Source organism: Rheinheimera texasensis DSM 17496, assembly GCF_000711985.1.
Taxonomy (GTDB): Bacteria; Pseudomonadota; Gammaproteobacteria; order Enterobacterales; family Alteromonadaceae; genus Pararheinheimera; species Pararheinheimera texasensis.
Window position 1 is genome coordinate 85,852 of record NZ_KL544006.1, and the last position, 24,865, is coordinate 110,716.

25 protein-coding genes and 1 pseudogene are annotated in these 24,865 nt (G+C 52.5%); 12 read left to right on the forward strand and 14 right to left on the reverse strand.

The window, feature by feature from the left end; all coding sequences use genetic code 11:
• Positions 1 to 112 precede the first annotated feature (112 nt).
• The 4 genes from trxB (at position 113) to infA (ending at position 2,816) form a co-directional block, all read left to right on the forward strand.
• The gene (trxB, locus tag Q399_RS0117425) at positions 113 to 1,069 is read left to right on the forward strand and encodes a thioredoxin-disulfide reductase (RefSeq protein WP_031570754.1); all 957 of its coding nucleotides are present in this window, start codon (positions 113 to 115) and stop codon (positions 1,067 to 1,069) included.
• Between the two features lie 5 nt (positions 1,070 to 1,074).
• Entirely contained in the window at positions 1,075 to 1,800 is a 726-nt protein-coding gene (aat, locus tag Q399_RS0117430; RefSeq protein WP_245612922.1) for a leucyl/phenylalanyl-tRNA--protein transferase, read from the forward strand.
• Positions 1,797 to 2,501: an arginyltransferase gene (locus Q399_RS0117435; protein WP_031570758.1), complete on the forward strand. Its 705-nt coding sequence runs from the start codon at positions 1,797 to 1,799 to the stop codon at positions 2,499 to 2,501. The genes aat and Q399_RS0117435 overlap by 4 nt, the downstream gene beginning before the upstream one ends.
• Before the next feature lie 96 nt (positions 2,502 to 2,597).
• Positions 2,598 to 2,816 (forward strand): translation initiation factor IF-1, encoded by a 219-nt coding sequence (gene infA, locus Q399_RS0117440; protein WP_008610216.1) that lies wholly within the window; start codon positions 2,598 to 2,600, stop codon positions 2,814 to 2,816.
• A gap of 75 nt (positions 2,817 to 2,891) precedes the next feature.
• On the opposite strand, the gene clpA is transcribed toward infA, so the two are convergent.
• Positions 2,892 to 5,150, reverse strand: coding sequence for an ATP-dependent Clp protease ATP-binding subunit ClpA (gene clpA / locus Q399_RS0117445; protein ID WP_031570765.1), 2,259 nt, complete (start codon positions 5,148 to 5,150; stop codon positions 2,892 to 2,894).
• Between the two features lie 48 nt (positions 5,151 to 5,198).
• Positions 5,199 to 5,519, reverse strand: a complete 321-nt coding sequence (clpS, locus tag Q399_RS0117450; protein WP_031570766.1) for an ATP-dependent Clp protease adapter ClpS — start codon at positions 5,517 to 5,519, stop codon at positions 5,199 to 5,201.
• A gap of 194 nt (positions 5,520 to 5,713) precedes the next feature.
• On the opposite strand from clpS, the gene cspD reads away from it, so the two are divergent.
• Entirely contained in the window at positions 5,714 to 5,935 is a 222-nt protein-coding gene (gene cspD / locus Q399_RS0117455) for a cold shock domain-containing protein CspD (protein WP_031570768.1), read from the forward strand.
• Between the two features lie 260 nt (positions 5,936 to 6,195).
• On the opposite strand, the gene Q399_RS0117465 is transcribed toward cspD, so the two are convergent.
• Positions 6,196 to 8,424, reverse strand: coding sequence for an NADP-dependent isocitrate dehydrogenase (locus tag Q399_RS0117465; protein WP_031570769.1), 2,229 nt, complete (start codon positions 8,422 to 8,424; stop codon positions 6,196 to 6,198).
• 368 nt (positions 8,425 to 8,792) lie between these two features.
• Here Q399_RS0117465 and Q399_RS22535 point away from each other — a divergent pair.
• The 5 genes and pseudogenes from Q399_RS22535 to Q399_RS0117495 form a co-directional block, all read left to right on the forward strand.
• Positions 8,793 to 9,032 (forward strand): annotated as a pseudogene (locus Q399_RS22535) (NUDIX domain-containing protein); the annotation flags it as partial.
• A gap of 242 nt (positions 9,033 to 9,274) precedes the next feature.
• Positions 9,275 to 10,375: a tRNA 2-thiouridine(34) synthase MnmA gene (gene mnmA / locus Q399_RS0117480; protein WP_031570771.1), complete on the forward strand. Its 1,101-nt coding sequence runs from the start codon at positions 9,275 to 9,277 to the stop codon at positions 10,373 to 10,375.
• Positions 10,375 to 11,001, forward strand: a complete 627-nt coding sequence (hflD, locus tag Q399_RS0117485) for a high frequency lysogenization protein HflD (RefSeq protein ID WP_031570772.1) — start codon at positions 10,375 to 10,377, stop codon at positions 10,999 to 11,001. Before mnmA ends, hflD begins: the two co-directional genes overlap by 1 nt.
• Positions 11,002 to 11,011: 10 nt before the next feature.
• Positions 11,012 to 12,382, forward strand: coding sequence for an adenylosuccinate lyase (purB, locus tag Q399_RS0117490; RefSeq protein WP_031570774.1), 1,371 nt, complete (start codon positions 11,012 to 11,014; stop codon positions 12,380 to 12,382).
• A gap of 45 nt (positions 12,383 to 12,427) precedes the next feature.
• The gene (locus Q399_RS0117495) at positions 12,428 to 13,585 is read left to right on the forward strand and encodes a ribosomal protein uL16 3-hydroxylase (RefSeq protein ID WP_031570776.1); all 1,158 of its coding nucleotides are present in this window, start codon (positions 12,428 to 12,430) and stop codon (positions 13,583 to 13,585) included.
• 115 nt (positions 13,586 to 13,700) lie between these two features.
• On the opposite strand, the gene Q399_RS0117505 is transcribed toward Q399_RS0117495, so the two are convergent.
• From Q399_RS0117505 to Q399_RS0117540, 8 genes are all read right to left on the reverse strand, one after another.
• The gene (locus Q399_RS0117505; protein ID WP_031570778.1) at positions 13,701 to 15,587 is read right to left on the reverse strand and encodes a DUF885 domain-containing protein; all 1,887 of its coding nucleotides are present in this window, start codon (positions 15,585 to 15,587) and stop codon (positions 13,701 to 13,703) included.
• A gap of 127 nt (positions 15,588 to 15,714) precedes the next feature.
• On the reverse strand, positions 15,715 to 16,197 hold the full coding sequence (locus tag Q399_RS0117510; RefSeq protein WP_031570780.1) for a GNAT family N-acetyltransferase: 483 nt from the start codon (positions 16,195 to 16,197) through the stop codon (positions 15,715 to 15,717).
• A gap of 149 nt (positions 16,198 to 16,346) precedes the next feature.
• On the reverse strand, positions 16,347 to 17,141 hold the full coding sequence (locus tag Q399_RS0117515) for a lysozyme inhibitor LprI family protein (RefSeq protein WP_157836340.1): 795 nt from the start codon (positions 17,139 to 17,141) through the stop codon (positions 16,347 to 16,349).
• A 17-nt stretch (positions 17,142 to 17,158) separates the two neighbouring features.
• Positions 17,159 to 17,659, reverse strand: a complete 501-nt coding sequence (locus Q399_RS0117520) for an LURP-one-related/scramblase family protein (RefSeq protein WP_031570784.1) — start codon at positions 17,657 to 17,659, stop codon at positions 17,159 to 17,161.
• 25 nt (positions 17,660 to 17,684) lie between these two features.
• On the reverse strand, positions 17,685 to 18,086 hold the full coding sequence (locus Q399_RS0117525; RefSeq protein WP_051686147.1) for a DUF1761 domain-containing protein: 402 nt from the start codon (positions 18,084 to 18,086) through the stop codon (positions 17,685 to 17,687).
• 74 nt (positions 18,087 to 18,160) lie between these two features.
• Entirely contained in the window at positions 18,161 to 18,757 is a 597-nt protein-coding gene (locus tag Q399_RS0117530; RefSeq protein ID WP_031570789.1) for an HD domain-containing protein, read from the reverse strand.
• 115 nt (positions 18,758 to 18,872) lie between these two features.
• Positions 18,873 to 19,367: a GNAT family N-acetyltransferase gene (locus Q399_RS0117535; RefSeq protein WP_031570791.1), complete on the reverse strand. Its 495-nt coding sequence runs from the start codon at positions 19,365 to 19,367 to the stop codon at positions 18,873 to 18,875.
• A gap of 72 nt (positions 19,368 to 19,439) precedes the next feature.
• Entirely contained in the window at positions 19,440 to 19,805 is a 366-nt protein-coding gene (locus Q399_RS0117540; protein ID WP_031570793.1) for a GFA family protein, read from the reverse strand.
• A gap of 142 nt (positions 19,806 to 19,947) precedes the next feature.
• On the opposite strand from Q399_RS0117540, the gene Q399_RS0117550 reads away from it, so the two are divergent.
• A complete protein-coding gene (locus tag Q399_RS0117550; protein WP_037046618.1) occupies positions 19,948 to 21,195 on the forward strand; it encodes an MFS transporter in 1,248 nt (415 codons plus the stop codon).
• Between the two features lie 24 nt (positions 21,196 to 21,219).
• On the opposite strand, the gene Q399_RS0117555 is transcribed toward Q399_RS0117550, so the two are convergent.
• Positions 21,220 to 22,341, reverse strand: a complete 1,122-nt coding sequence (locus Q399_RS0117555) for an alpha/beta fold hydrolase (RefSeq protein ID WP_051686149.1) — start codon at positions 22,339 to 22,341, stop codon at positions 21,220 to 21,222.
• A 154-nt stretch (positions 22,342 to 22,495) separates the two neighbouring features.
• Here Q399_RS0117555 and Q399_RS0117560 point away from each other — a divergent pair, with 154 nt between their 5' ends.
• Positions 22,496 to 23,626 (forward strand): helix-turn-helix domain-containing protein, encoded by a 1,131-nt coding sequence (locus Q399_RS0117560; RefSeq protein ID WP_031570799.1) that lies wholly within the window; start codon positions 22,496 to 22,498, stop codon positions 23,624 to 23,626.
• Positions 23,627 to 23,635: 9 nt separating this feature from the next.
• Here Q399_RS0117560 and Q399_RS0117565 read toward each other — a convergent pair whose 3' ends face one another.
• Positions 23,636 to 24,163, reverse strand: a complete 528-nt coding sequence (locus Q399_RS0117565) for a cupin domain-containing protein (protein WP_245612923.1) — start codon at positions 24,161 to 24,163, stop codon at positions 23,636 to 23,638.
• Positions 24,111 to 24,863, reverse strand: a complete 753-nt coding sequence (locus Q399_RS0117570; RefSeq protein WP_031570804.1) for an SDR family oxidoreductase — start codon at positions 24,861 to 24,863, stop codon at positions 24,111 to 24,113. The genes Q399_RS0117565 and Q399_RS0117570 overlap by 53 nt, the downstream gene beginning before the upstream one ends.
• Between the last annotated feature and the right edge of the window lie 2 nt (positions 24,864 to 24,865).

A 24,865-nucleotide genomic window follows, 5' to 3' on the forward strand; every position in this document is an offset into this window, starting at 1 on the left:
ATTGCGGCAGAAATAATTTTAGTACCCGACTTTGCGTTCGGGTTGCAATCCAATAGAATCGGCCCCACGTACAGACAACGCTTATTTCTGTAGAGCATTTCCGGGGAAATTCATGTCAAATCCAAAACACAGCCGCCTGCTTATTCTGGGTTCAGGCCCAGCCGGCTACACCGCCGCTGTTTACGCTGCCCGCGCCAACCTCAAGCCAGTTTTGTTAACCGGCATGCAGCAAGGCGGACAATTAACCACGACGACTGAAGTCGAAAACTGGCCAGGTGACCCGCACGGTCTGACTGGCCCGGCGCTGATGGAGCGCATGCGTGAGCATGCCGAAACTTTTAACACTGAGATTGTGTTTGACCATATCCACACCGTTAATCTGCAACAACGGCCATTTCTGCTGACAGGCGACAATGGTCAATACAGCTGTGACGCGCTTATCATCGCCACAGGCGCTTCAGCCAAGTACCTGGGCTTGGAGTCTGAAACCAAATTCAGTGGCCGTGGTGTATCGGCCTGTGCGACCTGCGATGGCTTCTTTTTCCGCAATCAAAAAGTTGCCGTGGTGGGCGGTGGTAATACTGCTGTTGAAGAGGCTTTGTACCTCTCAAACATCGCATCCGAGGTGCATTTGATCCACCGGCGTGACAGCTTTAAAGCCGAAAAAATTCTGGTCGACCGTTTAAATGCCAAAGTGGCATCCGGCAACATCGTATTGCACACCCACCGCGAACTTGCTGAAGTATTAGGTGATGATGCCGGCGTTACCGGTGTCCGGCTGTCATCAACTGCAGGTCAGGCTGACGAGCAAATTGATTTACAGGGCGTATTTATTGCCATTGGTCATAAACCAAATACGGATATTTTCGCAGGTCAGCTGGATATGAACGGTGGTTACCTGGTCGTACAAAGCGGTTTACATGGCAATGCCACCCAAACCAGTATTCCGGGCGTTTTTGCCGCTGGCGATGTCAGCGATCACATTTACCGTCAGGCGATCACCTCAGCCGGTACAGGTTGTATGGCTGCGTTAGATGCCGAGCGTTACCTCGACGCGCTGGACAAATAAACGCTGTGACTGTGCTGTGGTTACCTGAACTGAGCACAGATCCAGACTGGTTCCCGGCGCCGGCCTCGGCGCTGTCCGAACCAGATGGATTACTGGCATTTGGCGGTGATTTATCGCCTCAGCGGTTAACTGCAGCTTATCATCAGGGTATTTTTCCCTGGTTCAGCGAAGACGACCCGCTGTTATGGTGGTCTCCGGCAATCCGGGCGGTGTTTGCGCCCGGCAGTCTCAAAGCGGGTCGTAGTTTGTGCAAAGATTGGCAAAAACACCAATATCATTTCAGCTGTGATTTGGCCTTTGCTGAAGTGGTCGCCGGCTGCGCAGCACCGAGGCCCAATCAACCAGGCACCTGGATTAGCGCCGACATTCGCGCGGCTTACCATCAGCTGCATCAACAAGGGATCGCACACAGTATTGAAGTCTGGCAGCAAGACCAATTAGTCGGCGGCCTCTACGGCCTGCAGATTGGCCGTTTATTTTGCGGTGAGTCGATGTTTAACCGTGTGCCGAATGCTGCCAAGCTTGCCTTAGTGCAGTTACAACAATACCTGCAGAGTTTTGACCTCGGCTGGATCGACTGCCAGTTGCCTAATCCATTTTTACTGCAATGTGGCGCGCAAAAAATGCCAAGACCCGATTACCTGCAACTGCTGCAAGCTTTAGCAGCCTTACCTGTGCCTGCAGATTTATGGCAAGCAGGTCCGTTACCCGCCCTGATTAAAAACCGATGAGTGACAAATTCTTATTAGGCGTCAGTCCGCTTCATCCCTGTAGTTACCTGCCGGACCAGCAAGAACGGTTGCTTTTTAGCCTGCCGGAGCAACCGCTCTCCGCCGAAGTGTACCAATGGTTGACGGACCATAATTTTCGCCGTAGCGGTGAACAGCTGTACCGGCCCTATTGCCTGCAATGTCAGGCCTGTCAGGCAGTAAGGCTCGATGTCAGTACTTTACAGCTGAGCCGCAGTCAGCGGCGGTTACAACAGCAGGCCCATCAGCTGAACTGGCACTGGCGCTGGCAACAGCAACCACTGCAGCAAAATTACTTTCCGCTTTATCAGGCCTATATCAGTAAGCGCCATGCCGATGGCGTCATGTACCCGCCCGAGCCAGAACATCTGCAACAGTTGCTCAGTTGCAGCTGGCTGCAGGTCACTACGCTCGAACAGTATGTGGACGACCAGCTGGTTGGCGTGCTGGTGCTGGACCATTTACCGCAGGGCTTGTCAGCGGTTTACAGTTTTTATCAGCCTGACCACAAACTGGCGCTGGGAATTCTTGCGGTACTGGCAGGTACTGAATTGTGCACTCAGCAACAACTCCCCTATTTCTACCTGGGTTATCTGGTCAGCGAGTCGGAGAAAATGCGTTATAAGAGCCAATTTCGGCCGCAACAACGGCTGATCCTCGACCAATGGCAATCATTTTGCTAAATAACGGCTTGTCGCTTTACTTATCGCCGGCTTTTAGGCAAAATCTGCGCTGTTTTTTTCTGTTTAAAATTAAATCCGAAGGGGCTCGTACGCTGAATGGCGAAAGAAGACGTGATTGAAATGCAAGGCACCATCCTTGATACATTGCCAAATACCATGTTCAAAGTCGAACTCGAAAACGGCCACGTGGTGATTGCGCATATTTCAGGCAAAATGCGCAAAAACTATATCCGTATCCTGACCGGTGACAAAGTGACGGTTGAACTGACGCCTTATGATTTAACCAAGGGCCGGATTGTTTTCCGTCAGCGCTAATCGCAGCCAGGCTCCAAGCATCCAGTAAAAACAAAACCCGGTTTCCCGGGTTTTGTTTTATGCGCGTACCGGCGATCAGGCCGGTACCTCATCTTCATGATAATCAAACGACAGCTCATCACCTTGCAGATCAATGCGCACTTCGCCACCCTGGCTCAGTCGGCCAAACAAAATTTCGTTGGCCAAAGGTTTTTTCAGCTGTTCCTGCACCACGCGCCCCATCGGCCGCGCGCCCATCGCCTGGTCGTACCCTTTATCCGCCAGCCACTGCCGCGCGGTCGGACTGAGTTCCAACTGCACCTGTTTTTTGTCCAGCTGCACCTGTAGATCACAGACAAACTTGTCGACGATTTGCAGAATAATGTCACGGCTTAAATGCTGGAACCAGATAATGCCATCCAGGCGGTTGCGGAATTCAGGACTGAAAGTCCGGTTGATTTCCGCCAGCGCATCATGACTGTGGTCCTGCTGCTTAAAGCCGATGGTTTTGCGCACGGTTTCCTGCACGCCGGCATTGGTAGTCATTACCAGCACAACATTGCGAAAATCAATTTTGCGACCATTGTTGTCAGTTAAAGTGCCATGGTCCATGACCTGCAACAAAATATTGTAGATATCACTGTGAGCTTTTTCGATTTCATCGAGCAACACTACAGAATACGGATGTTTGGACACCGCATCTGTGAGCAGGCCACCCTGTTCAAAACCGACATAACCCGGCGGCGCGCCAATCAGACGGCTGACCGCATGCCGTTCCATATACTCTGACATGTCAAAACGCAGCAGCTCGACGCCCATAATGCGGGCCAGCTGTTTAGTAACTTCGGTTTTGCCGACACCGGTCGGACCGGCAAACAGAAAACTACCAATGGGTTTTTCTTCATTGCCTAAGCCTGAACGCGATAACCGGATGGCAGAAGTCAGGGCTTCAATCGGTGCATCCTGACCAAACACCACCAATTTCAGATTGCGATCCAGATTGGCCAACACATCTTTGTCTGATGCGGACACCGATTTTTCCGGAATGCGCGCCATTTTGGCAATGATATGCTCGATTTCCGGTACATTGATTACTTTCTTGCGCTTTGACGCCGGTAACATACGCTGACTGGCGCCAGCTTCGTCGATCACATCAATGGCTTTATCCGGCAAATGCCGTTCATTAATATATTTCGCCGACAGCTCTGCGGCAGCACGCAGCGCTTTTTGCGTATAACGCACGCCGTGATGCTGCTCATAGCGTTCTTTCAGCCCCAGCAGGATTTGCGTGGTGTCATCAACGCTGGGCTCTGTGATATCAATTTTTTGGAAACGCCGGACCAGCGCAGTATCTTTTTCAAAGATACTTTTAAATTCCTGATAAGTGGTCGAGCCGATACACCGCAGGCGACCACTGGACAGTAATGGTTTGATCAGATTTGAGGCATCCATCACGCCGCCGCTGGCAGCACCGGCACCTATGACCGTATGGATTTCATCGATAAATAAAATGGCGTCTTTTTCGCGTTCAATTTCTTTTAATAACGACTTCAGCCGTTTTTCAAAATCACCGCGATACTTGGTGCCTGCCAGCAAAGCGCCCATGTCGAGCGAATAAATAGTGGCGTTGGCGATAACTTCCGGAACCTGATTCTGCACAATACGGAAGGCCAACCCTTCGGCAATTGCAGTTTTACCAACCCCGGCTTCGCCAACCAGCAACGGATTATTTTTCTTGCGACGGCACAACACCTGTATGGTGCGTTCCAGTTCCAGATCACGACCCACCAGCGGGTCAATTTGGCCATTTTTGGCCAAGACATTCAGATTGGCGGTGAAATTTTCCAGGTATTTATTGTCTTCGACAGTGATTTCGCCGTTTTCATCCTGCTGCTGCTCGTCTGACTGATCAAGCTTTTCAGACTTAATCACGCCATGAGAGATGAAATTGACGATATCCAGCCGGCTAATGTCAGTCTTTTTCAACAGATAAACGGCTTGTGATTCCTGCTCACTGAAAATAGCGACCAGCACATTAGCCCCGGTAACTTCAGACTTGCCAGAGGATTGCACGTGAAAAACAGCACGTTGTAAAACTCGCTGAAACCCAAGTGTTGGTTGGGTATCACGTTCTAAATCGCCATCCGGGATCAGTGGCGTGGTGGAATCGATAAAATTCGCCAGCTCAAGGCGCAGGCGTTCAATATTGGCACCGCAGGATTTTAATGCATCGCCGGCGGCCGGATTATCCAGTAGTGCGAGCAGCAGATGCTCGACGGTCATATATTCGTGGCGGCGCTCTCTGGCAAAGCGAAACGCCAGGTTCAGCGTTAACTCAAGATCTTTATTTAACATAAGACAACTCCCAATCCACCTGAGTTATAAAAAGCTGAGAGACTGCTGTCAGGCACGCTCCATAGTGCAAAGTAACGGATGTTCATGTTCTCTGGCATATTCACTGACCTGCTGAACTTTGGTTTCGGCAATTCCTGCAGTGAACACACCGCAGACCGCTTTACCTTCGTAATGAACCTGTAACATCACTTCGCTGGCTTTTTCGTACTGCATATTAAAAAACCGGGTCAGCACATCAATAACAAAATCCATCGGGGTGTAATCATCATTGTGCAGCACCACTTTATACATCGGCGGAGGTTCGACTTTCTGTCGTATCAGTTCCGCCAGCCCTTCGGATTGTCCGTCACCAAATTTAGTGTTGCTCATAGACTATAGTCACGCCTGTTGCTTCCATCAAAGGATGTTGTGTTGATTCTGCCGTATTTCAAGTGGTCGTACTTTTCTAAAAAACTTGACTAGTTGGACAATTTATCTACAGTATTTTTTGGAGCTTTGCGCACAGCAAATGCTCTGGACCTAGAATACAGATTTTAGCTAACGAAGAGAAGGAAGTAAGTAGTATGGCTACCGGTAAAGTAAAATGGTTCAACAACGCCAAAGGTTTTGGCTTTATCCGTGAAGAGGGTCGTGACGAAGACATTTTCGCCCACTACTCCACCATCAGCATGGATGGGTACCGGACTCTCAAAGCGGGTCAGGACGTAACGTTTGAACTGTCAGAAGGGCCAAAAGGCCTGCACGCAGTGAATATTGCACTGCCAGAAGGTGAAAAACCTGAATAAACCCACCCAACTGCTGACGATGCAGGGCGTCAGACTCCAAGGGTGCGGTTCCAGGCGAAATGCCTGTCAAAGCGGTCAGTGATACCCCCGATATCACGGCCGTTTTTGTTTTTCTGCAACATGCTAAAAATCTTTCAAATGCTGCCTTTTCATTGATGGCCACTTATTTTTCAGCTGGATCGCTGAGCCATTTCGCCAGTTGAGTTCGCCGCATAGAAAAAGGCACCCGCAGGTGCCTTTGCATCAAGTCATAAAACAGCTTAAACAGCCGCTAAAGCCGCATTAAACAAAGCGCTTGGCCGCAGCGCAGCGCTCGCTTTGGCATCATCCGGACGGTAATAGCCGCCGATGTCCACTGCTTTACCCTGCACTGTGTTCAATTCGGCCACAATAGCCGCTTCCTGCTCACTTAAAGTTTTCGCAAGTGGTGCAAAACGAGCGGCCAGCGCAGCGTCTTTACTTTGTGCTGCCACAGCCTGAGCCCAATACAGCGCCAGATAGAAATGGCTGCCGCGGTTATCCAGCTGGCCCAGTTTACGCGTAGGCGATTTGTCGTTGTCGAGGAACTTGGCTGTCGCTGCATCCAGAGTTTCGGCCAGTACTTGCGCGCGGGCATTGCCGGACACCTGGCTTAAATGCTCCAGCGATGCGGCGAGTGCCAGGAATTCACCCAGCGAGTCCCAGCGTAAGTGATTCTCTTCGACAAACTGTTCGACGTGCTTAGGCGCAGAACCACCGGCGCCGGTTTCGAATAAACCACCACCGTTCATCAGTGGCACAATCGACAGCATCTTGGCGCTGGTACCCAGCTCGAGAATTGGGAACAAGTCGGTCAGATAATCACGCAGCACGTTGCCGGTCACTGAAATAGTGTCCAGACCCTGCTTGATCCGCTCCAGACTGAAACGGGTCGCCGCTTCCGGTGACATGATCTGAATATCCAGGCCAGTGGTGTCGTGGTTTTTCAGATAAGTTTCAACTTTGGCAATCACCTGCGCATCGTGGGCACGTTTGGCATCCAGCCAGAATACTGCCGGAGTATTCGATAAGCGCGCACGGCTAACCGCAAGTTTTACCCAATCCTGAATTGGCGCATCTTTAGTTTGACACATGCGCCAGATATCACCGGCTTCCACCACATGGCTCATCAGCACAGTACCGGCAGCATCCAATACCTGCACAGTGCCAGCGGCTGGGATTTCAAAGGTTTTGTCATGTGAACCATACTCTTCGGCTTTTTGCGCCATCAGACCGACGTTTGGTACCGAGCCCATAGTGCGTGGGTCAAAAGCGCCGTTTTCTCTGCAGAAATTAATAGTTTCCTGATAAACACCGGCGTAGCAACGGTCCGGAATGACAAATTTGGTGTCCTGCAGCTTACCGGCAGCATTCCACATCTGACCAGAACTGCGAATTGCAGCAGGCATAGAAGCATCGATAATCACATCGCTTGGTACGTGCAGATTGGTGATGCCTTTGTCTGAGTTGACCATCGCAACACCTGGCTGCGCGGCATAAGCAGCCTGCAGATCAGCTTCGACTTCAGCACGCTGTGCTTCTGGCAATTGCTGGATCTTCGCCAGTAAATCACCCAGACCGTTGTTAACATCGACACCCAGTTTGGCAAACAAGGCCGCGTGTTTATCAAACACTGACTTGAAGAACACAGTGACGACATGGCCGAACATAATTGGATCAGACACTTTCATCATGGTGGCTTTCAGGTGCACGGAGAACAGCACACCTTTAGCTTTAGCATCTGCAATTTCAGCAGCCAGGAAATCACGCAAAGCCGCTTTACTTAATACTGCGGCATCAATAATTTCACCGGCAGACAGATTGGTCTTTTCTTTCAGTATCTTGACAGTACCATCAGCTTGCACCAGCTGGATTTTTACCGGGCCGGCAGCGGCGACAGTCACCGATTGCTCGCTGCCATAGAAATCACCGTGTGTCATGTGTGCAACATGGGATTTGGAATCTTTTGACCAGGCGCCCATTGAATGCGGGTTTTTCCGCGCGTATTGCTTGACTGACAATGGTGCACGACGGTCAGAGTTGCCTTCCCGCAGTACCGGGTTTACCGCACTGCCTTTGATTTTGTCGTAACGCGCTTTGATGTCTTTTTCCTGTTCGGTTTGCGCTTCTTCCGGATAATCCGGCAGTGCATAACCCTGCGCCTGCAGTTCTTTAATGGCCGCTTTTAATTGCGGGACTGAAGCACTGATGTTAGGCAATTTAATGATATTGGCTTCAGGTTTGGTCGCCAATTCGCCTAATTCTGCCAGCGCATCGGATTGTTGCTGTTCAGGTTTTAAGAATTCAGGGAATACTGCAATAATGCGGCCTGCCAGCGAAATGTCGCGAGTCTCCACCACTACATCAGCGGCTTTGGCAAAAGTCTGGACTATCGGCAGAAAAGAATAAGTAGCAAGCGCTGGCGCTTCGTCGGTTTTGGTGTAGATGATTTTAGAAATTTCAGTGGTCATATCAGGTCCTGGCTAGCTTTCGACAAGCACCGTTATCCCAACCACAACGTACATCCAGCGGTACATCGCAGCGAAACACCGGTAAATATTAAAATGGGTCCGAAACATCAGTCACAGTGTATCAGCAACAGGCCGCGCAGCAGAAGTGCCCGCAGCGACCAACCCTGTTGCTACAGCGGCTGCTGCAGAATTCAGGCAATGGCGTCTCAGTGTACGCTTTTCAAGCGCACGGCAAAACCTTTTCTGGACTGACCTGTGCAGAATCCGTATAACAAATAAAAGTCTACAGGAGGCATCCGGTGCCGGATCGTTCAACTTTACATCTGACAGTGGCCGCGGTGGTCTGTTATCAGCAGCGTTATTTATTGGTGGAAGAGCGCGACAAACACAGCGGCGCTTTGGTACTGAACCAGCCGGCTGGCCACGTTGAGCACGGCGAAGACTTAGTTGATGCGATGCGCCGGGAGCTGCGCGAAGAAACCGGCCTGGAATTAACGCCGACTGGCTGGCTTGGCATCTCGCAGTTACGTGCCGCCAACGGTCATTTTTATTATCGGGTGAATTTTATTTTTGAACCGGTCTCATTACCAACCCGCTATGCGCCACAGGACCCGGATATCCTGGCGCTGCACTGGTTCAGCGTCGATGAACTGGCAGAGGCAGCATTGCCGGTGCGCAGCAAGCTAGTGACTGCAGCGATCGACGCTTACCAACAAGGCATCCGCTTGCCGCTTCATGCCTTGCAGCCAATGACAGATCCGCACTGAGCTTTTGCATGCTGCGCACGGGCTGTGTTGGCCATGAAATGATGCTATAATCCGCGCCTCATTTTTTCCACAAAGCGCAGGTTATGTCAGAAAACAGCAGCAAAAAAGTCATTGTCGGCATGTCCGGCGGCGTTGATTCCTCAGTCTCAGCCTACTTGTTAATCCAGCAGGGCTATCAGGTCGAAGGCCTGTTTATGAAGAACTGGGAAGAAGATGATAATGACGAATACTGCGCTGCAGCAGAAGATTTAAAAGACGCGCAGCAAGTGTGCGACACCCTCGGCATCAAGCTGCACAAAGTCAACTTTGCCGCCGAATACTGGGACAATGTGTTTGAGTATTTCCTCGCCGAATACAAAGCCGGCCGCACGCCCAATCCGGACATCATGTGTAACAAGGAAATTAAGTTTAAAGCTTTCCTTGAATTTGCTGCCGAAGCGCTTGGCGCCGACTATATCGCAACCGGCCATTATGTGCAGCGCCGCGAAGTGGATGGCCACTGGCAGTTACTGCGCGGCCTCGATACCAACAAAGACCAGAGTTATTTCCTCTACACCATCGGCGAACAACACGTTGCCCAGACGCTGTTCCCGGTCGGTCATCTGGAAAAACCAGCTGTTCGCGCCATCGCCGAACAACAGGGCCTGATCACGCACAACAAAAAAGATTCCACCGGCATTTGTTTTATCGGCGAGCGTAAATTTAAAGATTTCCTGCAAAAATACCTGCCGGCACAGCCAGGCGACATCATCACCGTTGATGGTGAAAAAATTGGCCGCCACGAAGGCCTGATGTATCACACCCTTGGTCAGCGCAAAGGCCTTGGTATTGGCGGCACCAAAGACGGTGGCGAAGAGCCCTGGTATGTGGTCAGTAAAGATTTAATTAACAATCAGCTGATTGTGGCACAGGGTCACGACCACCCTAGTCTGCTCTCCAAAGGCCTGACAGCAACTCAACTGCATTGGGTCGACCGGCAAGGCCCGTCTGAAACGCTGCGCTGCACCGTCAAAACCCGTTACCGCCAGCAGGATATTCCCTGCACCTTACGCCGCCTCGGTGCGGACCGGCTGGAAGTGCTGTTTGATGAACCGCAAAAAGCGGTGACGCCGGGCCAGTCCGCGGTGTTTTACCTGAATGAAATCTGCCTTGGCGGCGGCATCATTGATGAGGCTTTACAGTGATGAATCAATCAATTTCTACGCAAGTGCTGGCACTGTCCGCGATTTGTCTGGCTGTGCGCGCAGTACAGCAAATTGCCCGTGGTGAAGCACTGGAATCCGGCGTGCTGCAAACTCTGTTGCAAAGTATTGCCGAGCAAAGTCCGGCTGAAGCAGTCGATATCTATGGCGGCAAACTGACGAATCTGGCCGGCGGTTACCATATTCTGGCGGCGCAGCTCGGCGATCAGCCACGTAAAGATCTGGAACTGACCCGTTATGTGATGGCGGTGCTGGTGCTGGAACGTTTGCTGAATAAGTCAAAAGACAGCTTAGGCGCCGTCGGTAAACGTATCGAACGACTGCAGCAACAGCTGCAGCATTTTCAGGTTACTGATGACAATATCATCGCCAGCATTGCCGATATTTATGTCGAACATATCAGTCCACTGGGTAACCGCATTCAGATCGCCGGCGTGCCTGAGCAATTAAAACAAAGCGCGGTGCAGCAAAAAATCCGTGCCCTGTTATTGGCCGCAGTGCGCTCGGCGGTGCTGTGGCGTCAGGCCGGTGGCCGTCGTTATCATTTTCTGTTTCAGCGCAAAGCTTTGCTGCGCGAAACTCAGCAGGTTTTACAACAATTAGCTTAAGGGAGTCGTCATGGAACTCAACGCATTAACCGCCATCTCTCCGGTGGACGGGCGTTACGGCAGCCGCACTACAGAACTGCGGGACATTTTCAGTGAATTCGGCCTGATTAAATTCCGCGTCACCGTTGAAGTGCGCTGGTTGCAGCAGATGGCGACCATCGCTGGAATCAACGAAGTGCCGGCATTGTCTGCCAGCGCCAATGCCTTGCTGAACTCAATTGTCGACAATTTCAGCCTGGCCGATGCCGAGCGCGTGAAAGAAATTGAGCGCACCACCAACCATGACGTCAAAGCGGTGGAATATCTGCTGAAAGAAAAAGTGGCCGGCAACGCTGAATTAGCCGCCATCAGCGAATTTATCCATTTCGCCTGTACTTCCGAAGATATCAATAACTTATCTCACGGCCTGATGTTAACAACGGCGCGCGATCAGGTGCTGTTGCCACTGATGGACCAGTTGCTGGCATCCATCAAAGCGCTCGCGGTGCAGTACAAAACCATTCCAATGATGGCCCGCACCCATGGCCAGCCAGCATCGCCGACCACGCTTGGCAAAGAAATGGCCAACGTCTATATCCGCTTACAGCGCCAGCGCAATCAGGTGGCTGCGGTTGAAATGCTCGGTAAATTTAACGGCGCTGTCGGCAACTACAATGCGCATTTATCAGCCTACCCGACTTTAGACTGGCACCAAATCTCTGAGCAGTTTGTCACCAGCCTGGGCCTGACGTGGAACCCGTTCACCACGCAAATTGAACCGCATGATTACATCGCCGAGCTGTTTGATGCGGTAGCGCGGTTTAACACGATTCTGATCGACTTTGACCGTGACGTCTGGGGTTATATTGCACTGGGCCATTTCAAGCAGCGTACTATCGCTGGTGAAATCGGCTCATCGACGATGCCACATAAAGTCAATCCGATTGATTTCGAAAATTCCGAAGGCAACCTCGGTGTCGCCAACGCCATTTTCCAGCATCTGGCAAGCAAACTGCCAGTGTCGCGCTGGCAGCGTGACCTGACGGATTCGACCGTACTGCGTAACTTAGGCGTCGGTTTTGGTTACACCTTAATTGCTTATCACGCTACGCTCAAAGGCATCAGCAAACTTGAAGTCAATGAAGTGAATCTGTTGACTGAGCTGGACCAGAACTGGGAATTACTGGCTGAGCCAGTGCAAACCGTGATGCGCCGTTATGGCATTGAAAAGCCATATGAAAAACTGAAAGAATTGACCCGTGGCAAGCGGATTTCGCCGGCAGATTTGGCCGTCTTTATCGACAATCTGGCACTGCCGGATGCTGCCAAAGCTGAACTGAAACAGCTGCGGCCAGATAATTATATCGGTGCCGCCATCGCGCTGGTCGACAGCCTGCAATAAGCACAACAAGGGCGGTTTACCGCCCTTTTGTTTAAGGATTTTTTTATGTATCAATTGCATCTAGGCCAATTAACGGTTGCCGAATTTATGGCGCAGTACTGGCAAAAAAAACCGGTGCTGCTTAAAGGCGGCTTTGCTGATTTCGCCGATCCGCTGACGCCGGACGAACTGGCTGGCCTTGCCACTGAAGAAGACATTGAGTCCCGTGTCGTCGCCAAAACAGCGGACGGCCAGTGGCAGTTAGAAACCGGGCCTTTTGAAGATTACAGCGCGTTCGGTGAACAAGGCTGGACCTTGTTAGTGCAGGCTGTTGATCACTGGCACCCCGAAGCGGCGCAGCTGATTGAGCCATTTCGGTTTATCCCGAACTGGCGGATTGACGATTTGATGGTGAGCTACTCGACGCCCGGTGGCGGTGTCGGCCCGCACCTCGACCAATATGATGTGTTTATCATTCAGGGTATGGGTAAACGGCACTGGCGCGTCGGTATGCCGGACGCCAGCCTGCAGCAAATTTGCCCGCATCCGCGTTTGTTGCAAATCACGCCTTTTTTAGATTGCATTGATGTCATCACTGAACCTGGCGATATTTTGTATATTCCGCCTGGCTGCCCGCATGACGGCATTTCGGTCGACGCCAGCCTGAGTTATTCCGTCGGTTTCCGTGCACCAGCCCAAAAAGATTTGCTGACCGGCCTTGCCGATTTTCTGATTGAACAAGACCAGAGCGGCGCCCGTTATACCGACCCCCATCGCCAGCCGGTCAGCGATATCGGCCGCATCAGCGACGCTGATTTGGATCAGGTGCAACAGTTATTACTCGGCTTGGTCAATAACCGCTCTCTGCTGGCGAGCTATTTCGGCCAGTACATCAGCCATGCCAAACATGAGCTGGATGCCAGCGAACCTGACCCCCATTACGCGGCCGACGAGATCATCGAGTATCTGGCTGAAGGTTCAGTACTGGGTCGTTTAGGCGGACTGCGGATCTGTTACCACCAATCGCATATCGATGCTGATATCCAGTTATTTATCAATGGCCTGACCATCACGCTGCCGGCTGAAGCACTGCCCTTTGTGCAGTTATTGTCGGAACAGGTGCAGCTCAACGAAGATGCCTGTCAGTGGATTGCCGCTGATGCGAATAAAGCAGGCTTGATGACTGAGCTGATTAATCTCGGTTATTGGTATTTTATTGAATGATACCGAGCAAGGGCCTCACGGGCCGTTTTGCATAGTAAAAACAAAACCCCGGCGTTTGCCGGGGTTTTCTTCTTGGTGTTCGTCAAAAGTGTTATTCAACGCTGTTGGCTTTACATCAGCCTTGCTTTTTCACAGTGTCCACCCAGTTTTGCACCCGTTGTTCCAGCACTTTCAGCGGCAATGCCCCGCCACTTAGCACAGTGTCATGGAAACCACGGATATCAAACTTGTCGCCTAAATCGGCTTTGGCTTTGGCGCGCAGCTCTAAAATTTTCAGCATGCCTATTTTGTAAGATGTAGCCTGACCCGGCCATACCAGATAACGGCGTATTTCAGATTTCACAGCACCTTCGGCGACCGGCGAGTTGGCCATCATATACTCAACACCTTGCTGTTCGGTCCAGCCCTTGGCATGCATCCCGGTGTCCACAACCAGCCGGATCGCCCGCCACATCTCCGTGATCAGGCGGCCAAAATCGTTGTACGGGTTTTTATACTGGCCCATTTCTTTGGCCAGAGTTTCAGTATAAAGCGCCCAGCCTTCCTGATAGGCGGTAAAACCGGCCTGGGTACGGAATTTCGGCACGCCAGTCAGCTCTTGTGCAATCGAAATTTGCATATGGTGGCCCGGGCTGCCTTCGTGATAGGCAATGGCTTCCATTTCATTTTTTGGCATCGCTTTCATGTCGGATAAATGCGCGTAATAAATGCCAGGGCGCTGACCATCCGGCGTGCCCGGGAAATAATGCTGCGCCGCGCCAGGCTGTTCACGGAACGGTTCCACCCGTTTAATGATCAAAGGCGCTTTTGGCAGGATGCCGAAGTATTGCGGTAACTTGGCTTCAATTTCACGGATAAAGGCTTCAGAGTCTTTTAAATACGCCTGACGACCTTCGTCGGTGTCTTCGTAGAAGAACTGCTTGTCGGTTTTGATAAACTTAAAGAATTCCTGCAGCGATCCTTTAAAACCTACCTGCTCTTTGATGGTGTTCATCTCTTTGGTCAGACGCGCCACTTCATCGAGGCCAATCTGATGGATTTGGTCAGCGGTTAAATCTGTCGTAGTCGACTGCTTCAGCCGCAGATTGTAATAGGCCACACCGTTCGGTTGCGTTGACACACCGGTCGGGTTCACTACGGTTTTATCCAGTTCGCTGGTCAGGAAGGCCGCCAGATTCTGATAAGCCGGTAAGAACTGGCTGGTCAGCGCGTTTTTGACATCATCAGTCAGTTTCTGTGCCGTAGCGTCGTCCAGCTTGTCGGCTTTTTTCAGCGCTTCAATTTTACCTTTAGCGTCGCTCCACAGCGGCGACTCTTTGTCAGATTCGGTAAAAGGTGCGCCGGCAATCAGATTATTAACCTGCTCAATCACACCTTCATAAGCAAATCGTGGTGGCCGCACGCCAGCCTCAGCATATTTTTTTGCCCGCTGCTGCAGCTCGGCGATGGCTTTGGCGATGCCGCCGAGGCGAGTGATATAAGCTTCCATGTCTTTGACTTCTTCCACTTTGTGGAAGTTGATCATGACTTGCGGCAACAGCGCATGGATGCCCTGCATCTGGTTAAACACATATTGATTGACGCGGAACGGTGCGGCGTCACGTACTTCTTCGTATTGGTAAATCCATAAATCGTATGACGTTTTGGCTTCGGTATCGAGTTTGCTGTAATCAAACTTGCTCTTCAGTTCTTCCACAGTGGCGGCGTACCAGGCCAACATTTTGTCTTCGCCGGCTTCGGTCACATCATCAATCTGGTCGTTTTTGTCTTTGCGGCCCTGAAAGGTCATCTGCAGCGGGCTCATCTGCAATTGTTCTTCGTATTTCTGTTCAAACCACTGATTAATCCGTTCGGATTCTGATTGCTGCACTGCAGCGGTTTCCGCTGGTTTGGCCGCTTCAGTCTGCGCCGGTGTCGTGGTGGTACTGTCTTTGCTTTCCGGTGCCGGATTACAACCGGTCAGAATGGCAGCGATAGAAAGGGCTAATATAGTATGTCGCACTGGCGTGTTCCTCTGTGTTGGGTCCGGATAGGCCGGTTCTCATTTTTTGTTGCGAAGTGCCTGCGGCACGTTGCGCTAAATTAAGCTTAAATGTTTTCAGCGTCGAAAGGTAAATTGTAAACAGAACTTACTGTCGAAGCGCCAGCGTCATAAAAACGCTGTTCGGATCTTGCTGGTAATCCGCAAAAGGCGGACATTCAATGAAACCGAATTTTTGATACAGCGAGCGGGCTGGCTGAAAAAAAGCCATGGAGCCGGTTTCTAAGCTGACACGCAGCAAACCGTGCTGCCGGGCCTCAGCCAGTAAATGCTCGACTAACCGCCGGCCACAGCCCCGGCCGCGAAAAGCATCGGCCACCCGGGTTGATTTAATTTCGCCATGCTGGTCATCCAGTAGCTTCAATGCGATACATCCGGCCAGTAACGCAGGCGTAGTGATATCTGGCTGATGCCATAAAGTCCAGAACTGGATATCCTTTCGTCGCAGTGCGGCCAAATCCAGAGCATGGACACTTTCCGGTGGTGAAGTGGCTTGCATATCCGCCATATGTGCGGTCAGTAAGGCAGCAATTTCCGGGCCTTGTAGATCGTCCCGGCGAATAATAAACATGGTCGTTCCTGCGAGAATAGGCTGTTCAGTCTGATGGGCTGTTTATATCAGCCGGTGGGACTGCTACTGCGCCAGACAGCGACCAGCAACCTCAAAGTTGCGACGAAATGCAGGAGACTGACTGCAAAATGCAAAGCCTCGCAGACTGCTTAGGGTACCGGACGACAGCTGAAGACAGGTGCTTCATAGCCCCACTGCAAACGGACGCCGTCTTGCTGCGGCCACAAGGTCTCATTACGGCCAATATAGTAGCCACCTTTTCGCTGCAGGAACATCAGGCTGACGCTGTCGCCACGTTCGGCAATCACTGTGGCGGGCTCAGTAGCAAAATAACTCAGGACCAGGTCATCCGCCGGTGTGACGCCACATTGATAAATCAACGGACCACGCATTGAGACTAACCGATAGCGCGCCTGTAATTCGGCAATTCGACGCTGATAGGCATCTTGCATACAGGGGATTTGAGCGGCATCTTTCCAGCATTCATCGCGCCCTTTCAACCAGCCACGTTGTTCAGCTTTTAGTTGCGGCGGATGTTCATTGGCAGCCAACGTAGAAGCTTTGGCAAATACCTGCGCGAGCTGCTGGTCGAGTTGACTTAAACGAGGGTTCTGACAGATCAACGCCTCAGCGCTATTGGCTGGCACTTGCTTACAATCAAACGCCGGCCCGCTATTTTTTCGCTGCAATTGCTGGCTGACCCAGTCACACCAGGCCTGAGTGCCGGGTTGTTGATGGCCACCGAGACGTCGGGTTAGTGCAGCGGCCCACTCTGCCGAGCCAAGATCCGGACCATGACCGGCACCATCAGTGACAGCCAGCGTTGCTTCTGTCGCTTCAACCCAACCCGGGCCACACAATTCTGTGGTGGCTCTGCTGACCGCGGCCACCATACTCAGCACTACACTGGCAGTAAATAACAGGCATCTTTGAGCATTGCGCATCGTGGCCACCGAAATAATCAATCGTCGCTTAACACTGAATTAGTTCCGGCATGCTGGATGCGGTCAATGACTATGACAGCACCAAGCAAAGGTACTGCCCATTCGGGCCGGTAAATCTCTATGCCGTAGCTGTCAGACCAGCTGAACCAGGCTTTGGACACCCGCGCCACTAATTGCTCGTTTTGTGTGATGCGGTATTCGCGTTGCCACAGATTGCCGTCAATCTCTAAAGTACCCTGCGGCGTTTGCACTGAAAAAGCCGCGCGCCAGAATGGCCAGAACTTTTTTCGCACCAGCCATTCTTCCCCGGAAGGTGCCACCAGCCGGCATGCTGGCAGAATGCTCAGGTATTTTCGTTTGATTTTCAGCACTTCTCGATCGCGCAGGTCGTACATGGTCTGGCTGCTGGAAATACTGAAGAATTTACCTTTGACGGTAAACGCCAATCTGCCGTCTTCGTCGTCGATATCAAAGCTGTCGGTCAGGCTGAGTATTTTTTGTTCTATCCGAAATTTCATCACAGATCCCTCTGATTGAGTGCTGTCAGCGTGGCCACAAACCAACGATCAAGCCATAGGCTGTAAACTGCAGCAAATGATAACCACCGTCAATCAGCAACATAGGCCAGGGCCGGTTGGCGAACTGATAATTGATACCAAAGCTGGTAAAGACAAAAAAGAAACCGACCATCAGCCCATTGTGCAACGATAAATGCAATGACGCCGGCTCGCCGAATAAAAACACAAATCCAAAGGCGGCCAGCGCCGACAACAACAGGCTGACACCAAACACCCGTGCCGGATGGCCCTGCGGTTTATCCATATCGATACCAGCGTAAACACACCAGCGTGCACCGAACAAAAGCTTTGAGTACCACAAGCCGCCAATGACAAAGACCGACAGCGCCATCGCAGCGATCATGCCAATTTGAGAACCTATACCCATGATTAATCACCGGAATTTCAAAGATGTAACTTCCAGCTTAGGCGTTCTGCCGACGCTGCGCAACCTGAGTAAAATTACATCTTTATTGCATCTTCGCTGCCAAACCAACCTGCCTGTTGTGCAGCAGCCAACTGCCCGGATAGGTACTGCCACAGCGCCGGACACCCCTGCGAAATCGGTGCTTCAATCCGTGCCACGACGCGTTGATAACTGATGCCGTTTTCGCGCCAGCTCTGGCCGTTGTTGGCCAGATTCAGCAACACCGGCATTGCACGGTCGCAAGCATGGGCAAATTGTGCTTCGACGGTCTCGCCGTCCTCAAACTCCTGCCATAACGCTAACAGTTCTGCCGACGCGCCGGCAGGCAACAAACCAAAAATCCGCTGTGCCGCCGCTAATTCTTCCGCCTTGAGCGCATCCCAGTCGGCATTGGCGTAAACAATGGTATCGCCGGTATCAATTTCGCCAATATCATGCACCAGCAGCAGTTTAATCACCTGGTTGATATCGGTATTGGCTGGCGCATAAGGCGCCAGTGACCAGGCCAGCATGGCAATTTGCCAGCTGTGTTCGGCCGAATTTTCATAGCGATCGCTATGCAGGGTTTTAGTTTTACGGGTGACGGTTTTGAGCTTGTCGAGCTCCAGTACAAAATCTATCACAGACTGCATAAAGGCTCCGGTTGCAGAAAAAACGCAGCATAACAAAAGGCCACAGGCTGGTCGTGCCCGACGATCGCAGCCAGAAGTCGCTTTAGCGGTTTTTCAACCAGCCGCGCCAGATAAACTAACCCAAGTTCGCAAGGGCGTTATCTCCCGCAAAGCGCGACCGCAGGATGAGCCGCATCGGCACATCTACAATACCCATCCGCTCGCGCGGACCTTGTTCAGCGACAAACCCCAAATGCAGGTATACGGGCAAGGCATATAAGGAAGCATTCACGGTAAACTCATCCTGGTCCTGACACTCCGCCAGCATGTGCGACCACAACTGCCGTGCCAGTCCCTGCCCCTGCGCCCGCTCTGCCACAAATAAATGATACAGATGGTTGCTGCCCTTCACGGCAATGACGCCCCCCAGGCCTTCTGCGTCTTCTGCTAACCAATACCGATAATCACCGTGCAGATACCCGAGAATCGCCTGCGGTTGCATCGACCCAAGCAGTAGCGCAGTGCCGTCAGCCGAACAATCCGGCGCAATGAATTTTTCAACCAGTGGTAATAGCAGCGCGCTGATGGCCTGATGGTCTGAGGCCGCCGCGACACGAATGCGATAAGACAAAAGTTCCTCCCTGATGAAGTCACTTCGGACTTCTGACTCTGCAAAAAAACTGATCTGAGGCATAAGCGGAGTTCAGCAGGGGCACCAGCTGCTTTTGCTTTCCGTGCAGATATGCGGAATATCCGACAGCTGAATGGGCGTGTCCAGTGTAGCCACTGTCAGCGCAACATAACCGTCCGCTTCGACGGCGTCCCGCCATTCCAGCGTTGAACCACAATGCCGGCAAAAGCCGCGGGTGACCGTCGCCGAAGACTGGTAACGACTGATGGTATCCGCCCCCTGCGTATACTGCAATTCCGCCGCCGGCAGGCTCAGATAGGTTGCAAAAGCCGCACCATGCTGTTTCTGACACATCCGGCAATGACAATGTGACACCCGTCGCGGCTCGCCGTGCAGTTGATAGACCACGGCACCACATAAACAACTGCCCTGATACATACCGCCTCCCAAGCTTGCGGCAGCATCACGCCGCAATCACGTTACCTTTGGAAACAAAGCTTTTCTGAATCTGCAGAATTAGATACTGGTTTGCACGCTGCTTTTTCGGCATGCTGATGAGCTTCAATATGCAGGAGGCACAATGTCCGCGCAAGTGTTGTCGTGGCAGCGGGTGAAACAGCTGCCGGCACCGGTTTGGCTGTTGCTGTGGGGCAATTTTTTTGTCCGCGGCAGCTATTTTATGGTCTGGCCTTTTCTGGCAGTGATTTTGTACCAGCGTTACGCACTCAGCGCGACCGAAACTGGTTTTTGGCTGACCGCGGCGGCGCTGACTGCCGTGGTCGCCGGTTTTTATGCCGGCCATTTGTCTGACCGTTTTGGTCGCAAGCCGTTGATGCTGGCCGGCGCCGGCAGCGGCGTGCTCGCGTTTTCAGCGCTAGCACTGGCTGACACCTTGCCAATGATGCTTTGCTGTATATTTCTTGCGACCCTGCCCCGCGCCTTATGGGACGCACCCAGCAAAGCCTGGCTCGGCGATTTATTGCCCGACAGCAAAGACCGCGAGCTGGCGCTGCAGGGCCTGTATTTTATGGTGAACGCCGGCGCGGCCTGTGGCCCGGTATTGGGGTTATGGGCGGGCCTCAGCGGCAATCCACATGGTTTTTTTATTACTGCGGCATCATACGGTGCCTTAGGCTTAGGCCTGTTGTGGTTATATCGTCCGGGCAAACTTGCCAGCAACACAGCGAATGACCGGCCATCTCATACGCTGAACTTCGCGGCTATTTTGCAGTTGCTTCGGCAAGACCAGCTGTTTGCTGTGATTATCCTGGCCAATATTCTGATTAATTTTATCTACGCCCACGCTGATTCAAGCCTGATCCAATATTTGACCCGGGCCGATTTCCCACAGCTGGTGACGCTTATTTCCAGTCTGGTGATGGTGAATTCGCTGATTATTGTCACTTGCCAATTTCCGTTGCTTCGCCTGCTGGGCCATTGGCCGGTGATCAAACGCATTTATCTGGGCGTGGTGTTATTGGGGTTGTCACAAATCTGGTTTGCTTTGAATCCGGTCGACTGGTTCTGGGGCTGGCTTGGGGCAATGGCGGTACTCAGCATTGGCGAAGCGGTGCTTTTTGCCAATATGAATGTGCACCTGGACCAACTAGCGCACCCGGCGCTACGCGGCAGTTATTTTGGCGCTGCCAGCCTGTATGCCATTGGTTTTAGCTTGTCACCCTTTATTGGCGGCTTGATTATCGACGCCCTCGGTGGACCGGCGCTCTTTGCTATCAGTGCCGGCCTTTGTGCGCTGGTGCTGGGCTGTTACGCCGCCACGCCCCGTCTCCGCCGGCCAGATTTTTCTGTACTGAAGTTGCCGGGCTGATCCGGCAACTGGTGGCATGATTTCCTATTGACTAACAAGCTGCGCACGGATGCGCTGTAGCAGTTGCCACTCAGCGGCAATACTCTGCGCATTCGGACCATGCCCGGCTCTGGCCACCATAATCAGTTCCTTATATGGCGCCTGAATAGCATTAAAATAAGCGCGGGTCATTGCTGGTACAGTGACGAGGTCGGCTTCGCCCTGAATAAAATATACCGGCAGCTGCAGCACAGTCGCATCGCGTTGCAATTCAATGTCGTGGAACATGCCACTTGTTGTTTGGCCCGTGTCTGCATCAAACCCCATAAACTGCAAAAACGAATATTCTTCTGCTGCTTCATAGGCCGGCGCCTGTTTTTCTAGGGCAAAAGCAGGCGCAGCTTGCCACCAATGCGCAGGGGCTGGTGTGGCCATTTTTGCTTCATACTGACTGGTCAGACGACGCAAAATACCGTTTGGCTTGGCATAAGGCGGCGGGCCGAGTTTACTCAGTTGAGCCAAAGCGGTCTGATCCTGTGCTGCAGTGGCCAGTGTCAAAACTGCCTGATAACTCGCCAATTGGTTTTGCAACCCACTGACCAGCTGCGAACTGCCAACATAGGCGGCAAACCACTTGGGTTGTTGCTGCACCATGTTGACTCCGAGCGCCGAGCCCCAGGAGCTACCCATCAAAATCAGCGGTCTGTTGCCCAGGATTTGTTGCAGATACTGCACCAGCTCCAGACCATCCTGCGTCATTTGCTCAAGCGTCAGGCGCTCGCCCGCCGCCGGTTGATTGCGTAGCCAGGTTTTGCCGCTGGCGCGCTGGTCCCATTGCACCAGCGTAAACTGCTGCTCCCAGCCGGCGTAAATTGCATCGGCAAAAGGGCTGATTGGATTTGCAGGCCCACCGTGTAAAAACAGGATCAGCGGAAAAGTGCAGTTGCTGGTTTTGATACTGACCCACTGCTCTATACCACCAAGCCGAACATAACCCTGCTGGTCCATCGTAGCCGGTGTTTTACATTGCGCTGTGCGCGTGCCGCCAAACAGCAGTTCACCGGCTTGCGCCTGATTTGTCGCATGGACGAGAAGTGCGAACAGCCAGCAAAGCAGGATTGATAGCGCCAGCATCCAGCTGCGGGCTTGTTGTGATGTTGTGTGCATCAGAATTCCTCATTAGTTTGACTGCAGCCAGACTAAGCATTTTCCCGCGTAGTGGCGTCCTGAAACACGCTTGAGGACGTTAAATTCGCCTGTTGCCGCCTGCGTGAGCGCGTTACACTGCTGTTTTGCGGGTTCGACGACACTGATATTTCTGATGAATGAATTAGTTATGCTGCACAGCGCTATCGCATTGTTGTGCCTGCTGCTGGGGCTGCATTTTCTGCTGAGTGCTCAAGGTCGCCCGTGGCCAGCGCGTCTCACTGGTGCGACTTATTTGCTTTATGGCAGCCAAAGCCTTTGGTTAGTGCTCGCAATGCTGCATATTGAATTATTTGCCGGGCAAACCATATTAAGGCCCATCGGCGCTCTGCTGCTGGCGCCTTTATTCTGGTGTTTTTTTCAGCTGTTGCAGCGGCCCAATGCGAAGCTGCGCTGGCACGACCTCTGGCATCTGGTCCCGGCCGCCCTGACGTTTTTTTTGTTACTGAGCGGCTCCGCCTTACTGGATTATCTCGACCTGTTTTTACTGCTAAGTTACGCCGCGTATTTAACTGCCGTCGCGCTCAAGCTGATACGGTCCTCGGCGCTGCTGGCTCCGCTGGGGGATGCGGCCCCGGTGGCCAGACGTTATTTGCAACTGCAGGGGGCTTTGCTGGGCAGCAATCTGCTGATAGAAGCTGCGCTTTATCTGGAACTGCAACAAGGCGGCAGTCCCTCGCAATCGGCCATGCTGCTGCCGGCTGCAGCACTTTTTCTGCTCTTACACCTGTTGACCCTGTTATTCGCGCTGCAGCGCAGCCCTTTGCTGGAATGGTTGTATCAACGCAGTGACCAGAAACCACAGTTACAAGCGCAAGTTTCCAAAAGCCAGGGCTCGTTTCTCCCTGTCGAAGGGCCGGCACCGCTTGCTGACGAAACACCGGCTGTCGCTGAAAAATTGCAGGAAGTGTATCAACGCTGGCTGGCTCTGCTCGAGCAGCAACAGCTGTACCAGCTTGAATTTGGTATTACGCTGGCGCAAGCCGCGCGCAAACTACAAGTACCGGCACGGCAATTGTCGCAGGCGGTCAATCAATGTTATGGCGCCAGTTTTTCTGTGTTGCTAAATGACAAACGGATCGAAAAAGCCAAACAGCTGTTACTGCAAAGCCCGCCATTGCCGGTCACCGAGGTGATGTATCAAGCCGGTTTTGCCACTAAATCGAATTTCCACAAAGAGTTTGCCCGCGTGACCGGGATGACGCCAAGCGCTTACCGGTCAATTACGCCGGCGCAGCCTGACTGATATTGACGCTCAGTGCTTTATCGCGGCCGCAGGCTCTGAGCCCGTTTTCTGTGACAACGGCTGGCCTTTGCTGCCGGCGTAAAACACCACCAGCTTGACCGGCATAGGGCCGACATTACGGCCGTTATGTGCGGTGTTCACGACTTCAGCCAAAGCGTCGCCGGTTTTTAAGCGGTTTTTCCGTCCGTCTTTTAGCGTCACCTCAAGTTCACCCTCAAGCACCATACCAAATGAAGGTACCGGATGCAGATGCCAGCCGGTTTCACCACCGGGTGCGATTTCAATCAACATGCCGGTGACTTCAGCCTGGCCTGCCGGATATTGCAGCGGCTGGCCATCCCAGCTGGTTTGAGTTTTCAGCATAGTTGTGACTTTAACCGCTTTGGTTTGTTCTATGGCTTGTACCGGCGCCAACATGCACATGCAGGCCAGCAAAAATATTCCGCGTGGTAACATCGTTACAGTCCTTAATAAATTCAGCAGGCTAAACACCACCACAAACATCAATAAAACTGCCGGTGGTAAAACTGGCGGCATCTGATGCCAGCCAGGCGATCGCCTGCGCCACCTCGCTTGCTTCACCACCACGCCCCAGTGGAATGCGGCTTTTCAGCCGGTCGACCCGGCCCGGTTCGCCACCAGTGGCGTGCATGTCGGTATAGATAAAACCCGGCCGCACTGCGTTGACGCGAATGCCCTGCGCCGCCACTTCCAGCGCCAGGCCCCGGGTCAGGGTGTCCACCGCGCCTTTAGAGGCAGCATAATCAATATATTCGTTGGGTGAACCGCTTTTGGCTGCGCCTGAAGAGACGTTCACTATAACGCCGCCCCGCCCGCCTGAATCCGTACTCATGCGCAGCACTGCCTGCTGGCAGCACAAAAAGGTGCCGATCACATTGGTTTGTAAAATGGCAGCAAAACGCGTCGCGTTAATACCGCGGATGGGGCTTTGCGGCTTTAAAATGGCAGCGTTATTGACGAGCACCGACAAAGGGCCGAGTTCAGCATCCAACCGTTGAAACATCGCCAGTACTTGTGCTTCGTTGCCTATATCCGCCTGCAGCAGAATGCAACGGCAACCAATGGCACGAAGCTCGCTGGCGAGCGCGGCTGCGGCGGCGTGGTCCTGCAAATAATTCAGCCCAAGCGCATATCCTTGCCGGGCAAACAGCCGCGCGGTTGCAGCACCGATGCCACGACTGGCTCCGGTGATAAGCGCTATAGCAGATGCAGACATAC

What these genes read in the sequence shown, in the direction of transcription:
- trxB (WP_031570754.1), top strand. Translation starts at nt 113, where the DNA reads ATGTCAAATCCAAAACACAGCCGCCTGCTTATTCTGGGTTCAGGCCCA.
- Q399_RS0117435 (WP_031570758.1), top strand. Translation starts at nt 1,797, where the DNA reads ATGAGTGACAAATTCTTATTAGGCGTCAGTCCGCTTCATCCCTGTAGT.
- infA (WP_008610216.1), top strand. Translation starts at nt 2,598, where the DNA reads ATGGCGAAAGAAGACGTGATTGAAATGCAAGGCACCATCCTTGATACA.
- clpA (WP_031570765.1), bottom strand. Translation starts at nt 5,150, where the DNA reads ATGTTAAATAAAGATCTTGAGTTAACGCTGAACCTGGCGTTTCGCTTT.
- clpS (WP_031570766.1), bottom strand. Translation starts at nt 5,519, where the DNA reads ATGAGCAACACTAAATTTGGTGACGGACAATCCGAAGGGCTGGCGGAA.
- cspD (WP_031570768.1), top strand. Translation starts at nt 5,714, where the DNA reads ATGGCTACCGGTAAAGTAAAATGGTTCAACAACGCCAAAGGTTTTGGC.
- Q399_RS0117465 (WP_031570769.1), bottom strand. Translation starts at nt 8,424, where the DNA reads ATGACCACTGAAATTTCTAAAATCATCTACACCAAAACCGACGAAGCG.
- mnmA (WP_031570771.1), top strand. Translation starts at nt 9,275, where the DNA reads ATGTCAGAAAACAGCAGCAAAAAAGTCATTGTCGGCATGTCCGGCGGC.
- hflD (WP_031570772.1), top strand. Translation starts at nt 10,375, where the DNA reads ATGAATCAATCAATTTCTACGCAAGTGCTGGCACTGTCCGCGATTTGT.
- purB (WP_031570774.1), top strand. Translation starts at nt 11,012, where the DNA reads ATGGAACTCAACGCATTAACCGCCATCTCTCCGGTGGACGGGCGTTAC.
- Q399_RS0117495 (WP_031570776.1), top strand. Translation starts at nt 12,428, where the DNA reads ATGTATCAATTGCATCTAGGCCAATTAACGGTTGCCGAATTTATGGCG.
- Q399_RS0117510 (WP_031570780.1), bottom strand. Translation starts at nt 16,197, where the DNA reads ATGTTTATTATTCGCCGGGACGATCTACAAGGCCCGGAAATTGCTGCC.
- Q399_RS0117515 (WP_157836340.1), bottom strand. Translation starts at nt 17,141, where the DNA reads ATGCGCAATGCTCAAAGATGCCTGTTATTTACTGCCAGTGTAGTGCTG.
- Q399_RS0117520 (WP_031570784.1), bottom strand. Translation starts at nt 17,659, where the DNA reads ATGAAATTTCGGATAGAACAAAAAATACTCAGCCTGACCGACAGCTTT.
- Q399_RS0117525 (WP_051686147.1), bottom strand. Translation starts at nt 18,086, where the DNA reads ATGGGTATAGGTTCTCAAATTGGCATGATCGCTGCGATGGCGCTGTCG.
- Q399_RS0117530 (WP_031570789.1), bottom strand. Translation starts at nt 18,757, where the DNA reads ATGCAGTCTGTGATAGATTTTGTACTGGAGCTCGACAAGCTCAAAACC.
- Q399_RS0117540 (WP_031570793.1), bottom strand. Translation starts at nt 19,805, where the DNA reads ATGTATCAGGGCAGTTGTTTATGTGGTGCCGTGGTCTATCAACTGCAC.
- Q399_RS0117550 (WP_037046618.1), top strand. Translation starts at nt 19,948, where the DNA reads ATGTCCGCGCAAGTGTTGTCGTGGCAGCGGGTGAAACAGCTGCCGGCA.
- Q399_RS0117555 (WP_051686149.1), bottom strand. Translation starts at nt 22,341, where the DNA reads ATGCACACAACATCACAACAAGCCCGCAGCTGGATGCTGGCGCTATCA.
- Q399_RS0117560 (WP_031570799.1), top strand. Translation starts at nt 22,496, where the DNA reads ATGAATGAATTAGTTATGCTGCACAGCGCTATCGCATTGTTGTGCCTG.
- Q399_RS0117565 (WP_245612923.1), bottom strand. Translation starts at nt 24,163, where the DNA reads ATGCCGCCAGTTTTACCACCGGCAGTTTTATTGATGTTTGTGGTGGTG.
- Q399_RS0117570 (WP_031570804.1), bottom strand. Translation starts at nt 24,863, where the DNA reads ATGTCTGCATCTGCTATAGCGCTTATCACCGGAGCCAGTCGTGGCATC.